The 13,789-nt window shown below is 66.5% G+C and carries 14 protein-coding genes and 1 tRNA gene; 2 read left to right on the forward strand and 13 right to left on the reverse strand.

The genetic code is table 11. The features are described from left to right. Nucleotide 1: 1 nt before the first annotated feature. From E1742_RS16500 to E1742_RS16515, 4 genes are all read right to left on the reverse strand, one after another. Nucleotides 2-652 carry a BON domain-containing protein gene (locus tag E1742_RS16500; protein WP_134386073.1) on the reverse strand — a complete coding sequence of 217 codons (651 nt, stop codon included), beginning with the start codon at nt 650-652 and terminating at the stop codon, nt 2-4. After that, nucleotides 645-1,241, reverse strand: coding sequence for a phosphoheptose isomerase (locus E1742_RS16505; RefSeq protein WP_134386074.1), 597 nt, complete (start codon nt 1,239-1,241; stop codon nt 645-647). The genes E1742_RS16500 and E1742_RS16505 overlap by 8 nt, the downstream gene beginning before the upstream one ends. Nucleotides 1,242-1,343: 102 nt before the next feature. Beyond that, a complete protein-coding gene (locus E1742_RS16510; protein ID WP_134386075.1) occupies nt 1,344-1,691 on the reverse strand; it encodes a YraN family protein in 348 nt (115 codons plus the stop codon). A gap of 7 nt (nt 1,692-1,698) precedes the next feature. Continuing rightward, nucleotides 1,699-2,970, reverse strand: a complete 1,272-nt coding sequence (locus E1742_RS16515; protein WP_229466031.1) for a penicillin-binding protein activator — start codon at nt 2,968-2,970, stop codon at nt 1,699-1,701. Nucleotides 2,971-2,995: 25 nt separating this feature from the next. Here E1742_RS16515 and rsmI point away from each other — a divergent pair, with 25 nt between their 5' ends. After that, nucleotides 2,996-3,904 (forward strand): 16S rRNA (cytidine(1402)-2'-O)-methyltransferase, encoded by a 909-nt coding sequence (gene rsmI / locus E1742_RS16520; protein ID WP_134386077.1) that lies wholly within the window; start codon nt 2,996-2,998, stop codon nt 3,902-3,904. On the opposite strand, the gene E1742_RS16525 is transcribed toward rsmI, so the two are convergent. After that, complete coding sequence (locus E1742_RS16525; protein WP_134386078.1) at nt 3,901-4,521, reverse strand: glutathione S-transferase family protein; 621 nt, start codon at nt 4,519-4,521, stop codon at nt 3,901-3,903. The genes rsmI and E1742_RS16525 overlap by 4 nt on opposite strands. A 19-nt stretch (nt 4,522-4,540) precedes the next feature. Beyond that, nucleotides 4,541-5,149 (reverse strand): hypothetical protein, encoded by a 609-nt coding sequence (locus E1742_RS16530; protein WP_134386079.1) that lies wholly within the window; start codon nt 5,147-5,149, stop codon nt 4,541-4,543. A gap of 106 nt (nt 5,150-5,255) precedes the next feature. Here E1742_RS16530 and E1742_RS16535 point away from each other — a divergent pair. Continuing rightward, nucleotides 5,256-5,332 (forward strand) — tRNA-Pro (locus tag E1742_RS16535). A 129-nt stretch (nt 5,333-5,461) separates the two neighbouring features. Here the strand turns inward: E1742_RS16535 and E1742_RS16540 are convergent. From E1742_RS16540 to E1742_RS16570, 7 genes are read right to left on the reverse strand one after another with little or no spacing between them, the layout of a single operon-like run. Further along, nucleotides 5,462-6,370 (reverse strand): hydroxymethylglutaryl-CoA lyase, encoded by a 909-nt coding sequence (locus E1742_RS16540; RefSeq protein WP_134386080.1) that lies wholly within the window; start codon nt 6,368-6,370, stop codon nt 5,462-5,464. Between the two features lies 1 nt (nt 6,371). Further along, the gene (locus tag E1742_RS16545) at nt 6,372-7,304 is read right to left on the reverse strand and encodes a 2-hydroxyacid dehydrogenase (RefSeq protein WP_134386081.1); all 933 of its coding nucleotides are present in this window, start codon (nt 7,302-7,304) and stop codon (nt 6,372-6,374) included. 12 nt (nt 7,305-7,316) lie between these two features. Continuing rightward, nucleotides 7,317-9,347, reverse strand: a complete 2,031-nt coding sequence (locus E1742_RS27405) for an acetyl/propionyl/methylcrotonyl-CoA carboxylase subunit alpha (protein WP_134386082.1) — start codon at nt 9,345-9,347, stop codon at nt 7,317-7,319. Between the two features lie 59 nt (nt 9,348-9,406). Continuing rightward, nucleotides 9,407-10,447, reverse strand: coding sequence for a biotin synthase BioB (gene bioB, locus E1742_RS16555; protein ID WP_134386083.1), 1,041 nt, complete (start codon nt 10,445-10,447; stop codon nt 9,407-9,409). 10 nt (nt 10,448-10,457) lie between these two features. Next, nucleotides 10,458-11,264, reverse strand: a complete 807-nt coding sequence (gene bioD, locus E1742_RS16560) for a dethiobiotin synthase (RefSeq protein WP_134386084.1) — start codon at nt 11,262-11,264, stop codon at nt 10,458-10,460. Between the two features lies 1 nt (nt 11,265). Next, nucleotides 11,266-12,450 carry an 8-amino-7-oxononanoate synthase gene (gene bioF / locus E1742_RS16565; RefSeq protein WP_134386085.1) on the reverse strand — a complete coding sequence of 395 codons (1,185 nt, stop codon included), beginning with the start codon at nt 12,448-12,450 and terminating at the stop codon, nt 11,266-11,268. A gap of 1 nt (nt 12,451) precedes the next feature. Continuing rightward, nucleotides 12,452-13,777 carry an adenosylmethionine--8-amino-7-oxononanoate transaminase gene (locus tag E1742_RS16570; RefSeq protein WP_134386086.1) on the reverse strand — a complete coding sequence of 442 codons (1,326 nt, stop codon included), beginning with the start codon at nt 13,775-13,777 and terminating at the stop codon, nt 12,452-12,454. Between the last annotated feature and the right edge of the window lie 12 nt (nt 13,778-13,789).

The raw sequence follows: 13,789 nt of genomic DNA on the forward strand, positions 1-13,789 counted from the left end.
CTTACTGGGCCTGCGGTGCAGGATTGGGCTGGTACTGCTTCCACTCTTCTTCCGTGATGTACTCGAACACGCGCACCACTTTCGACACACCGTCCACGCCGCGCGCGATTTCGGTGGCCTTGTTGGCTTCGCGCTGCGTCACGCGGCCCATCAGGTAGACGGCGCCACGCTCGGTGACGACCTTGAACGAGTTCGCCGAGATATCCTTCGCGTCCACCAGACTGGCCTTGACCTTGGTCGTGATCAGCGTATCGCTCGAGCGCGACGTGTAGCTCGACGGGCCGGCGATTTCCAGTTCGTTGACGACCGACTGCACGCCCTCGATGCCTTTCACCTCGCGCTCGACGGCGGCCTTCATCGCCTCGTCGCGCACTTCGCCAGTGATCAGCGCCTTGCGGTTGAACGAGTTGACGTTGACATGGCCCGCGTCGCCGACGACGTTGCGGATGCGGACATCGGCCTTGATGGCGATGGACTTGTCTTCCGTCTGTGCGCCGAAGGTACGGCGGTCCGACGCGGCCATCGTGCCGGCGACGGCGCCGCCGGCGACCAGGGCGACGCAACCGGACAGGCTGCTCAGCATCGCGCCGCCCAGCAGGGCAATGGCGACAGGACGTTGCAGGCGGCGCAGCAGGGCCACGGATTTACTCATTCACATCTCCTCCGAACAAGGCGACGTCGATGCCGTCGCAAATGCAGTGAATACTCGTCAAATGGACTTCCTGGATGCGCGCCGTGCGCTCGGCCGGGACGCAGATGTGGACATCGGCGTCCGTCAGCATCTTGCCGATGGCGCCGCCGCCCTTGCCCGTCAGCGCCACGACGCGCATCTCGCGTTCCAGCGCCGCTTCGATGGCCGCCATCACGTTGGCCGAGTTGCCCGACGTGGAAATGGCCAGCAGGATGTCGCCGGCCTGGCCGAACGCCTGCACCTGCTTGCTGAAGATTTCGCGGTAGCTGTAGTCGTTGGCGACGGCCGTCAGGATCGACGTGTCCGTGGTCAGTGCCAGCGCGGGCAGCGGGAAGCGCTCGCGTTCGAAACGGCCTACCAGCTCGGCAGCGAAGTGCTGGCAGTCGGCCGCGGAGCCGCCGTTGCCGCAGGCGAGAATCTTGTTGCCGTTGGAAAGGGCTGCGAACATCAGTTCGATCGCCTGCGCAATCGGTTGCGCCAGGACGGTTGCGGACTGAATCTTGGTTTCGGCACTTTCGTGGAAGTGCGAGAGGATGCGTTGATTAGTCATAGTCGTTGGATTATATAGTGCGGCGTAGCGCCATGCCCGACAAGGCCGGACATATCTGCTTACAACTGCGCCGTGCGCGGTGCGCATCGGACTGAAGACTTGTCAGGACATCACGTTTTTCAGCCATTCGATCGATCCCGCATCGATGGCGATCACGTCGAAGCGGCATGGCGGCAGGCGCGGATAGCGCAGCAGGAAGGTCTGCGCCGCATGCACGAGGCGGCGCTGCTTGGCCGGCGTGATGCTGGCGGCCGCGCCGCCGAAACGCATGCTGCGCCGCCCCCTGACTTCGACGAAGACAAGGCAGTCGCCGTCGCGCATGATCAGGTCGAGCTCCCCGCCGGCGCAGCGGAAATTGCGCTCGACCAGTTTCAATCCCTGCCGCGTCAGGTGGACGAGGGCCGCATCCTCGCCCTGTTGTCCCTTGTCCTGCTGCGCGGTGCGGGACATGACGGTTCTAGGGCTGGGTGCCTGGCGCAGGCAGCGGCACGGGCACGCCGTTGCGGTAGACGGCTGTCGGCTCGACGCGGCGGAATCTGGCCGGACCGTTGCCGAACTCGATGGTCAGCTGGCCCGTCACGCCGTCCAGGGTGACCGGCTGGCCCGGTTTCAACGCAATCTCGCGCGCGACGCGGAACGCGTCGATGCCCAGCGCGTACAGGCGCTCCATGTCGGCCGACAGGCGCACCTCGTCGCGCGGTTCCGGGCGCGGGTAGCTCATCACCGTGCTGCTGTCGCGCTGGACCTGCCACGGCAGATCGAGCAGGCGCACGCCATCGAGCTCGCCGCCTTCCAGCAGATTGGTGCGGCCGGGATTGAGCGACGACGTGCCGTACAGCGGGATGTCGCCCAGCGGCGGCGCGTTCAGCGCGGTGCGCAGCTGGCGCGCCTGGTCGGCGTCCAGCGCCGCGAACAGCAGCTCCACCGGTTCGCTAGCCAGCCGCGCGCGCAGCGCCACCAGCTCGGCGTCGCTCAGGTAGCCGTTGGTGGTCGACATCTCCAGCGTCTTGGCCATGTGGCCCAGTTGCTGCCAGTGCGCCGCGAACGCGCTGGCGATGCGGCGCTGCCAGGCATTGCCACCCGAGAGGATCAGCGCTTCGCCGCCCGGATAATCGCCGGCGGCCCACTCGGCCACCTGGCGCGCCTCGTCCTCGATCGACAGGCCGATCGACAGCATGTTCGGCGGCAGTGCCGCATCCTCGCGCCCTTCCGGACGGTTCAGGGCAATCGTCGGTTTCGTCACCAGCGGGCTGGCGGCCAGGGCGGTCACGGCGGATCGCGCGAGCGGCCCGACGACGATATCGTTGGCGCCCAGCGCGGCCTGGTACGCGGGCAGCACCTCGTCCGGCGCGTCGCCTGTCTCGATGACGGACACCTCGAAGCCGGCCTTGTCGCGTTCCCACGCGGCCATGAAGCCGGCGCGCAGCGCGTCGGCCGCCTGGCCCAGCGTTTCGGAGCGCAGCGGCAGCATCAGGCCGACGCGTACCGTCTTGCCGGCGGCGGGCGGCGGGCCTTCATCGCCAGTGGTGCCCGGCGGCATGGCCACGGCAAAGACCTGCGCTTCCTCCGGTGGCGGCTCGGGCGGACGGTCCGGCAGGCGCGTACGTTCCGGTTCCGGCGGGCTTGCCACCGACGAGATAGGCGCGCACAATCCTCCCGGACTGTCGCAAGGCGTGCTGCAGGCGGACAGCGCCAGCGCGGCAGCCACGCCCAGAATCAGTGTTTTCATTTTATTTGCCAGCATCCTACCCCCAATGACAGTTCAAGAATCCAGCGTGCTCGCGACGCTTCCCGTGCTCGGCGAAACGGCGCTGCAGACCTATCCTACGGCAACATTGTATGTAGTAGCCACCCCCATCGGCAATGTTACCGACATTAGCCTGCGGGCGCTGCACGTGTTGACGCTGGTCGATGCGATCGCCTGTGAGGACACGCGCAACACGTCGCACCTGCTGCAGCGCTTCGGCATCCATAAACCGCTGGTGGCCGCGCACATGCACAACGAACGCGAAGCGGCGCAGGCGATCGTGCAGCGCCTGCAGGCAGGCGAGCGTATCGCGCTGGTCTCCGATGCAGGCACGCCTGGCGTGTCGGACCCGGGCGCGAAGATCGTCGACGCCGTCATCGGCGCCGGCCTGCGCGTGGTGCCGCTGCCCGGCGCGTCCGCGGCCGTGACGGCACTGTCGGCCAGTGGCCTGATCAACGACCAGTTTCATTTCGTCGGCTTCCTGCCGGCCAAGGCAAAGCAGCGCGAGACGGTGCTGAACGGCCTGCGCACGGTAACCGCGACGATGGTGTTCTACGAGGCGCCGCACCGCATCGTCGATTGCGCCGCTGCGCTGGCCGCCGTATTCGAGCCCACCCGCCAGGTCGTCTTCGCGCGCGAGCTGACCAAACTGTTCGAGGAGATCCACCGCTGCCCACTGTCCGACGCCGCCGCATGGATCGCCGCCGACGCGCACCGCGAGAAGGGAGAATACGTCGTGCTGCTGGCGGGCGCACCGGAAGCCACGGATGCCGGCGATGCCGAGGCGGAGCGCATCCTGAACATCCTGCTGGCCGAATGCTCCGTCAAGCAGGCGGCCAACCTGGCAGCGCAGATCACGGGGCGCAAGAAGAACGCGCTGTACGACCGCGCGCTGGCGCTGAAGGGCGGGGATTAAGGCGTCGCTTCGCCGCAATACTGCGCGAACCCCGGCACGGTTTCCAGTCGGTGCAGATACGCTTCCATCGCAGGGAAGCGCACGTGTTCGATCGGCGCCATGCGCCAGCGGTGCGCAGACAACGCCAGCACCACGTCGGCCAGCGTGAAGTCAGGGCCCGTGACGAAGGCGCCGGTACGCGCCAGTTGCGCGTCCAGGATCGCCATCTTGCCGTTCCAGTCCGCCACGCTGGCGGCAATTGCCGCCGCGTCGAACTTGTCGCTGCCCCGCATCAGCGCCATGAACGCGGGCCGCCATGCCGCGTTCAGTTCCGTGGCCTGCCAGTCCATCCACTGCTCGACGCGCGCCCGCGCCAGCGCGTCGGCCGGCAGCAGCGCCGTGTCCCCGGCCTTCGTTGCCAGGTAGCGGCAGATCGTGTTCGATTCCCACAGCACGGTGTCGCCGTCCCGCAGCACGGGCACCTGTGCGTTCGGATTGAGCGCCATGAACTCCGGCACGCGCGGGTCGCGCACGCCGCTGCCCCATGGTTCCAGCGTCCATGGCAGATCCAGCAGGCGGCAGGTCCACAGCACCTTGCGCACGTTGATCGACGTTTCCTTGCCCAGTATCGTCAGCATTGTTTTCCCTTGGTTGTGACTAGAATTTGCAGCCGCTGTCCTTCTTGTCCATCAGCCAGATCAGTGGCGCCAGCAGGCCGCCCGCGCCGTTGCGGCAATCCGGCCGCGCCGAGCGGGCAATGTTCTTGCCCAGTTTTTCATCCCTGGTCTCTTCCAGCTCCCTGGCTTTCGCGAGTTTTTCGGCAGCCCAGTTGTCGGACGACGGCAGCTCTTTCGCGATCCCCCGCGCCGTGGCCCGCGCGGCGGCGATATCGACCTGCGGTTCGGCGGATGGTGTCGGTTCGGGCGTGGCGTCCATGGTGGCGGAAGCATCGGATCGCGGAGCAGCGACGATTGACTGCGGTAGCGCGCGCCCTGGCCGCGCCGCGCGTTCCGGCGTGACGGCTTTCGGTTCTGCCTTGGGCGCGCTGGGCGCGACAGGTGGCGGCGGCGGGGGCAGCAACTGCACGGTCAGCGGCTGGGCCCATCGGCGTGTGTCCGGTTCGGTCCGTGTCGACGTGGGCAGCCGCAGATAAAACAGCAGCAATGCATGCAGCAGCGCGGAGATCGCCAGGCCGGCGACCAGCGCGTGGCGACGGGGTGCGGGAAAGGTCAACGCCTGCTGCATGGTGTGCGAACCGTGTGACATGGAACGCCAATCTTCGCACATTGCCGATTTGGCATCTACGCCTCGGCGAAATAATTTTGCGACGCTCTTGACGAGCTGGGTGGCAGCCGGTATTATCTTGCTTCTTCGGAGTGTAGCGCAGCCCGGTAGCGCATCTGGTTTGGGACCAGAGGGTCCAAGGTTCGAATCCTTGTACTCCGACCAAGATTCAAAAGAAAACCCCGCGAGTTTCGGCTTGCGGGGTTTTTTTTATGTGTTTTCCGGACGGAGCTTCAGGGAAGGGGACCTTTTGGGGACAGTGACCTGTCTGCGACAGGTCACTGTCCCAGCACATCAACCCGCGCGTTTGGCGAGAATCGCGTTGCCTGCGCGGCTGGCGCCCTTGCGGCCCAGGAACTGTGAGATGAACGCTCCCGCATCCACCACCGTATCCAGGTCGACGCCCGTCTCGATACCCAGTCCGTTCATCATGTAGATCACGTCCTCGGTGGCGACGTTGCCTGTCGCTCCTTTCGCGTAAGGGCAGCCGCCCAGGCCGGACACGGAGGAGTGAAAAATCGAGATCCCTGTCTCCAGCGCCGCGTAGATATTGGCCAGCGCCTGCCCATACGTGTCATGGAAGTGGCCGGACAGGCCGTCGATGCGGAACTCGCGGATCGCCGTCTGCATCACCGCTTGCGTCTTCAGCGGCGTGGCCACCCCGATGGTGTCGGCGATGTCGATCTCGTCGCAGCCCAGGTCGCGCATGCGGCCCACCACGTACGCCACCGATTCAAGCGGCACGTCGCCCTGGTAGGGGCAACCGAAAGCCGTACTGACGCTGGCGCGCAGGCGCAGGCCGTGTTCCTTGGCCGCCTTTGCCACCGGCTCGAAGCGGGTGATCGATTCGGCGATCGAACAGTTGATGTTCCGCTGCGAGAACGCCTCGGAGGCCGCGCCGAAGATGACGACTTCATGGGCGCCGGCCGCCAGTGCCGCCTCGAAGCCCTGCATGTTCGGCGTCAGCGCGGAGTAGATCACGCCTGGCTTGCGCGCGATGCCGGCCATGACCTCCTGGCTCGTCGCCATCTGCGGCACCCACTTGGGCGACACGAACGACGCCGCCTCGATGTTGGCGAAGCCGGCCGCCGTCAGGCGGTCCACCAGCGCGATCTTGACGTCGGCCGGAACATTTTCCTTTTCGTTCTGGAGCCCGTCGCGCGGGCCCACTTCGACGATCTTCACTTTTCTCGGCAATGTCATATCAATATCCCAGTTCGCGGTTGACGATGTCAGGGCACGGCCTGCCCTCTTCCAGCAGCCCGATCTTGCCGGCGATCTGGCGCACGCTTTCGTCGCGCAAGGTCAGCGCGGCGATATGCGGCGTGATCGTGATGCGCGGCTCCTGCCAGAACGGGTGCTGCGCCGGCAGCGGTTCGTTGCGGAACACGTCCAGCGTGGCGCCGGCGATATGGCCGCTCTTGATGAACGCCAGCAAGTCCGGCTCGGCTAGATGAGAGCCGCGTGCCACGTTGATCACGTACGACCCCGCGGGCATCTTCGCCAGGTTCGTGCGATTGAGGATATTGCTGGTTTCCTCCGTCAGCGGCAGCATGCAGACGACGACCCGGCTCTGGCGCAGGAAGCCGTCCAGCCCAACCATGCCCGCATGGCACGTGACGCCGTCGATCTTCTTGCCATTGCGGCTCCACGCGTGCAGCGGGAAGCCAAACGGCTTCAGGCAGTCGAGCACGCGCTGGCCCAGTACGCCCGCACCCATGATGCCGACCCCGAAGCCGGCGCGGTCATGCGGCGCCAGCGCACGCCATTCGCCTACGGCGGCCTGGTCGTCATACAGGTCGAAGCGGCGGAAGTAGCGCAGCACCGCGTGCACGACGTACTCCGCCATCTGCACGCCCATGCCTGCATCGCCCAGCCGCACCAGTGGCACGTGGCGGGGAATCAGGTCGACGTGGCGCATGATCGCATCCACGCCCGCGCCCATCAGGAAGATGGCCTTGACCTCGGCCAGCTCGCGCAGCATCGCCTCGGGCGGCGCCCAGACGACGGCGTAGTCGCATGGCGCCGGTTTCTCCCCTTCGCGCCACGCCACGCAGGTGGCCTGGGGCAGCTGCCGGGCGAAATCGTCCGCCCACGGTGCCGTATTGCCGTCCGGTCGATACAGCAGAATACGCATGAGGCTCTCCCGTTACGCCGCAGCGCGGAATGCCAGCAGCGGCGCGCCGTCCGTGACCTGGTCGCCGACGGCATACAGCACTTCGTCCACGGTGCCGTCGTGCGGCGCGGCGATCGTGTGCTCCATCTTCATCGCTTCCATGATGACGAGCGGGTCGCCCTTCTTGACGTCCTGCCCTTGCGCGGCCAGCACGGCGACCACCTTGCCCGGCATCGGTGCCGTCAGGCGCCCCCCTTCGCTTTCCGCTTCGCCTGCGTGGGCCAGGGGATCGTTGTAGTGCAGTGTGTGATGGCCGCCGCCGACAAACACGTGGAACGCGTCGCCGTCGCGCCGCACGCAGCCCTGCACGGACGTGTCGCCCAGCTTGATCGACAGCTCCACGCCGCCGCGCGTCATCAGGCTCACGTCCACATCGATGCCCTTGATCGTCAGCTCCCAGCCATGCGGCAGGTACTTGAAGCAGGGTTCATACTCCTTGCCATGCTCGTCGCTGAATGGCAGCGTGCGGATGAATTGCGCATTCATGCGCCAGCCCAGCGCCTGGCCCCACGGGTCGCCGCCATTGGCGCCGGAGTGCTTCGATGCCTGGTCCTTTTCCTGTTCGAGCAGCGCCACGCAGGCCAGCGCCAGCGCCGCCACCGGCACCGAGCGTGCAGGAGGGAACAGGGTGTCCTTGTGACGTTCGATCAGCCCGGTGTCCAGGTTGGCGCCGGCAAACGCCTCGCATTCGACCAGGCGTTTCAGGAAAGCGATGTTCGCGGCCAGGCCGACGATCTGGTACTGCGCCAGCGCCTGCGCCATGCGGGCCAGCGCCTGCTTGCGATCCACGCCCCAGACGATCAGCTTGGCGATCATCGGGTCGTAGTAGGGCGAGATGGCATCGCCTTCGCGCACGCCCGAGTCGACGCGCACGGCGGCCGGCTGCAGGCTGTTGCCGCCCAGTTCGAAATTGACGGCGGCCGGCGTCTCCAGGTGACGCAGCGTGCCGATCGACGGCAGGAAACCCTTGTCGGGATTCTCCGCGTAGATGCGCGCCTCGATGGCGTGGCCGTGGATGCGCAGCTCGTCCTGCCGCTTCGGCAGCGGCTCGCCGGCCGCCACGCGCAGCTGCCATTCGACGAGGTCCGTGCCCGTGATCATTTCCGTCACCGGGTGCTCCACCTGCAGGCGCGTGTTCATCTCCATGAAGTAGAACGAGCCGTCCTGGTTTGCAATGAATTCGACCGTGCCGGCGCCGACATAGCCGACCGCCTTGGCCGCTGCCACGGCGGCATCGCCCATCGCGGCGCGGCGTTCCTCCGTCATGCCTGGTGCGGGGGCTTCTTCCAGCACCTTCTGGTGGCGGCGCTGCACCGAACAATCGCGCTCGAACAGGTAGATGCAGTTGCCGTGGGTGTCGGCAAACACCTGGATCTCGATATGGCGCGGGCGCTGCAGATATTTTTCGACCAGCACCTTGTCGTCGCCAAAGGAGCTGATCGCCTCACGCTTGCACGACGCCAGCGCTTCCTTGAAGCCATCGGCATTGTCGACCACGCGCATGCCCTTGCCGCCGCCGCCGGCCGACGCCTTCAGCAGCACGGGGTAGCCGATGCTGTCGGCCTGCCGCTGCAGGAATGCCGGGTCCTGTTCGTCGCCGTGGTAGCCCGGCACGAGCGGCACGCTGGCCTTCTCCATCAGCGACTTCGCCGCCGATTTGGAGCCCATCGCGCGCATGGCCGATGCCGGCGGGCCGATGAATACCAGCCCTGCTTCGGCGCAGCTTTCCGCGAACTCCGCGTTCTCGGACAGGAAGCCGTAGCCCGGGTGGATCGCTTCCGCGCCGGTCGCCAGCGCCACGGCGATGATTTTATCGCCGCACAGATAGCTTTCCTTGGCGGGCGCCTCGCCCAGCAGCACGGCCTCGTCGCAGACGGCGACGTGCTTGGCGTTCGCATCGGCTTCCGAATACACGGCGACCGTGCGGATGCCCATACGCCGGGCAGTGGCGGCCACCCGGCAGGCGATTTCCCCCCGGTTGGCGATCAGGATTTTCTTGAACATGTCTCCTCCTCCTGGGCTCTTGGCCCTTTTTATTCAGGGGGTACCGCGGGCGCCGTGGTTCAGCAGCCGCAGGCTTCCTTCTGTACCGATTCCAGGGTGGCGGCGCGCGTCGGCAGCCCCAGTTTGGCCAGCAGTGCGCGGTCGTCGTTGGCTTCCGGATTATCGGTCGTCAGCAGCTTGTCGCCGTAGAAAATCGAGTTGGCGCCGGCCATGAAGCACATCGCCTGCACGGCTTCGCCCAGCTCGCGCCGGCCGGCGGACAGGCGCACGCGCGCCTTTGGCATCGTGATGCGCGCCACGGCGATCGTGCGCACGAACTCCAGCGGGTCGAGACGGTCCATGCCGTGCAGCGGCGTGCCTTCGACCTGCACCAGGTGGTTGATCGGCACCGATTCCGGATACGGATTCAGGTTCGCCAGCTGCGCGATCAGGCCGGCACGCTGCTCGCGCGTCTCGCCCATGCCGACGATGCCGCCACAGCACACTTTCAGGCCGGCGTTGCGCACGTGACCCAGCGTGTCCAGGCGGTCCTGGTATTCGCGCGTGGAGATCACGTTGTTGTAGAACTCCGGCGCCGTGTCCAGGTTGTGGTTGTAGTAGTCCAGGCCCGCGGCTTTCAGGCGCTCGGCCTGCTGCTCTTCCAGCATGCCCAAGGTCGCACAGGTTTCCAGGCCCAGCGCCTTCACTTCGCGCACCATTTCTTCGACCTTGTCCATGTCGCGCTCTTTCGGGCTGCGCCAGGCGGCACCCATGCAGAAGCGCGTCGCGCCGTTTTCCTTGGCCTGCTTCGCCGCTTCCAGCACGGTGGCGGTGTCGAGAATCTTTTTCGCTTCGACGCCCGTGTCGTAGCGTGCCGCCTGCGGGCAGTAGCCGCAGTCTTCCTCGCAGCCGCCCGTCTTGATCGACAGCAGCGTTGCCAGTTCCACGTCGCCGGCCGGGAAATTGGCGCGGTGCGCTTCCTGGGCGCGGAACATCAGCTCATTGAACGGCAGCTCGAACAGCGCCAGCACGTCTTCGCGCGGCCACGTCGCGGCCTCGGGCAGCTTGATGGCCGCGGTCGGGCGGTGCAGGGCGACGGTTTTCGGTTCATGCAGGGACATCGTGTTTCCTTTAATCGTTAGTGCGATGGGCCGGCCAGTTCGGCAGGCCCGTAAAATCCAGGTATTCGGCGCAGGCGGCGGCCGACGGCTGTTCCAGACGCGGCACGCGGCCCAGCAGCGGGGCCGGGATGCGCGCCGCCAGCGCGTCGATATTCTCGTCGGCGAATGCCATTTCCTGTTCCAGCGTATTGGCCACCCAGCCGATCAGCTTCAGGCCGCGTGCGGCGATGGCTTCCACCGTCAGCAGCGCGTGGTTGATGCAGCCCAGGCGCATGCCGACGACCAGGAGGACGGGCAGGTCGAGCTGCTGCGCCAGGTCGGCCGTGTCGTAGGTGTCCGTCAGCGGCACGCGGAAGCCGCCGACGCCTTCGACTACCGTCGCGTCGCTGGCCGCGGCGATCTCCAGGAACGCCGCCAGGATCGGCACCGGGTCGATCGCGACGCCTTCCAGTGCCGCGGCGATATGCGGCGCCGCAGGTTCCTTGAGCAGGAACGGCGTCGTAATCGATTGCGGCAGGTGCACGTTGCCGGCTGCTTCCAGCTGGTCGCAGTCATCGTTGTACAGGCGGCCGTCACGCAGTTCGGCGCCGGCGGCGACGGGTTTCATGCCGCAGGCGCGCACGCCACGCTGCACCAGTGCATGCAGCAGCGCCGACGAAATCAGCGTCTTGCCGATTTCCGTGTCGGTGCCGGTCACGAAGCACGCAAAGCGCGGCGGGACGCCGGGGGTTGCCGGCTCGGCGGCGGTTGCGCTCTCGATCAGCTCATCGATCGCTTCCGCGACAGTCGGCACGACCACAGGATCTTCCAGTGCCATCTCAGGTCCTTTCCAGTTGGTTCAGGGCGGCGATCAGCTGCGCGACCTCCGGCGTCGTGTGCGCCGCGGAGAACGTCACGCGCAGCCGGGCCGTCCCGGCAGGTACGGTGGGCGGACGTATCCCGCCGACCCAGATGCCCTGTTCATATAACGCGGCGGCGGCATGCATCGTTTCGTCGTTGCGGCCGATGACGATCGGCTGGATCGCCGTCTGCGAGGCCAGCGGCTGCCAGCGCCGCAGTGTCAGGCCATCCTGCCATTGTGCCACCAAAGCGGCCAGCCGACTGCGGCGATGCCGCCCTTCTTCACCTTCGATGATGTCAAGACTCGTCAGCAGCGCATGCGCCAGCACCGGCGGCGCGGCCGTCGTGAAGATGTACGGGCGGGCACGCTGGATCAGCGTCTCGATGACCGTCTTGTGGGCGGCGACAAAGGCGCCGCCGACGCCGGCCGCCTTGCCCAGCGTGCCCATATAGACGAGGTTGGGCGAGCGCAGCCTGAAGTGCTCCAGCGCGCCGTGGCCGTTTTCGCCCAGGGTACCGAAGCCGTGCGCGTCGTCCACGATCAGCCAGGCGTTGTGCCGCTCGCACAGCGCCAGCAACGCGGGCAGCGGCGCCAGGTCGCCGTCCATCGAAAACACGCTGTCCGTCACGACGATCTTGTTGGTGGCGCTGCTCTGTTCCAGCAGCACCGCCAGCGCCTCGACGTCCGCATGCGGGTAGACCTTGACGCTCGTGCGGGCCAGCCGCGCCCCGTCGATCAGCGACGCGTGGTTCAGCGCCTCGCTGAAGATTTCCGTATTCCTGTCGACGCTTGCCAGCCCCGTGATGACGGCCAGGTTCGCCATATAGCCCGTGCAGAAGCTTAATGCGCGGGCTTCGACCAGGTACGCACTTTCGAAGGCGGCCAGGCGCTCTTCCAGCAGCACGTGCGCGCGGCTGTGGCCACTGATCAGGTGCGAGGCGCCACTGCCGGTGCCATAGCGCGCCGCGCCTTCCTGCAGCGCCGCGGCGATGGCGGGATGGGCGGCCAGGCCCAGGTAGTCGTTGCTGCAGAACGCCAGCATCGGCCGCCCATCGACGATCACGCGCGGCCCGCACGGCGTCTCGACGGTCTTGCGCACGCGGATCAGGCTTTGCTCGTCCAGCGCCCGCAGTTGCGCGTCCAGTTTTTTCAGCAGTTCCATGTCAGCCCGCGATCGTCTGTTCGAACACGGCCAGCGTGCGGTCGGCGAGAACGTGTACGTCGTCGTCGGTCAGGATGTACGGCGGCATCAGGTAGACGGTGCTGCCGATGGGGCGCAGCAGCAGTTCGTTCTGCGTGGCGTTGGCGAAGAAGCGGCGCGAGAACGTGTTGTCCACGTCCGTGGCATCGAATGCCCAGATCATCCCCCGCTGCCGGAAGTGTTTTACGCGTGCGTGCCCGCGCAGCGGTGCCAGCGCCGTGGTGATGCGGTCGGCCAGCGACTGGTTAGCTGCCAGTACGTCGTCTTCCCTGAAAATGTCGAGGGTGGCCAGCGCGGCCCGGCAGGCCAGCGGGTTGCCGGTGTACGAGTGCGAATGCAGGAAACCGCGCGTCACGTCGGCGCTGTAGAAGGCCTGGTAGACGTCGTCCGTGCTCAGGACCACGGACAGCGGCAGGTAGCCGCCGCTGATGCCTTTCGACAGCGTCAGAAAATCGGGCCGGACGCCCGCCTGTTCGCAGGCGAAGAACGTGCCGGTGCGGCCGCAGCCGACGGCGATTTCGTCGAGGATGAGGTGAACGCCATAACGGTCGCACAGCTCGCGCACCAGTTGCAGGTACAGCGGATCGTGCATCGCCATGCCGGCGGCGCACTGCACCAGCGGTTCGATGATGATGGCAGCGATCTTCTCGGATTTTTGCTGGAACAGCCGCTCGACGTCGCCTGCGGCGCGACGCGCCACGTCCTGCGCCGTCTCGCCATCGACGGCCTGGCGCGCATCGGGCGACATCACCGTTTGCGCCGCGCGCAGCAGCGGGCCGTAGGCATCCTTGAACAGCGCCACGTCCGTCACGGCGAGGGCGCCGATGGTCTCGCCGTGATAGCTGCCCTGAAGGCAGACGAATTCCTGTTTTTCATTCCTGCCGCGGTTGCGCCACGAATGAAAACTCATCTTCAATGCAATCTCCACGGCGGAAGCACCGTCGGAGGCGTAAAACGCGTGACCCAGATGGTGGTTCGTCGCCGCGGACAGCCGCTCCGACAGTTCAATGACCGGTTCGTGCGTAAAGCCGGCCAGCATCGCGTGTTCCAGCTTCTCCAGCTGGTCGCGCAGCGCCGCGTTGATGCGCGGATTGGCATGACCGAACAGGTTGACCCACCACGAGCTGATGGCGTCGAGATACCGACGGCCATCGTGGTCGTACAGCCACGCGCCGCGGCCGTGGCTGACGGGGATCAGCGGCGTGGTTTCGTGGTGCTGCATCTGCGTGCAGGGGTGCCACACGCTGGCGAGGCTGCGGGACACCCATTCTCTGCTTTGATTCGACAAAAACTTGACTCC

This window comes from Pseudoduganella plicata, from assembly GCF_004421005.1.
Taxonomy (GTDB): domain Bacteria; phylum Pseudomonadota; class Gammaproteobacteria; order Burkholderiales; family Burkholderiaceae_D; genus Rugamonas; species Rugamonas plicata.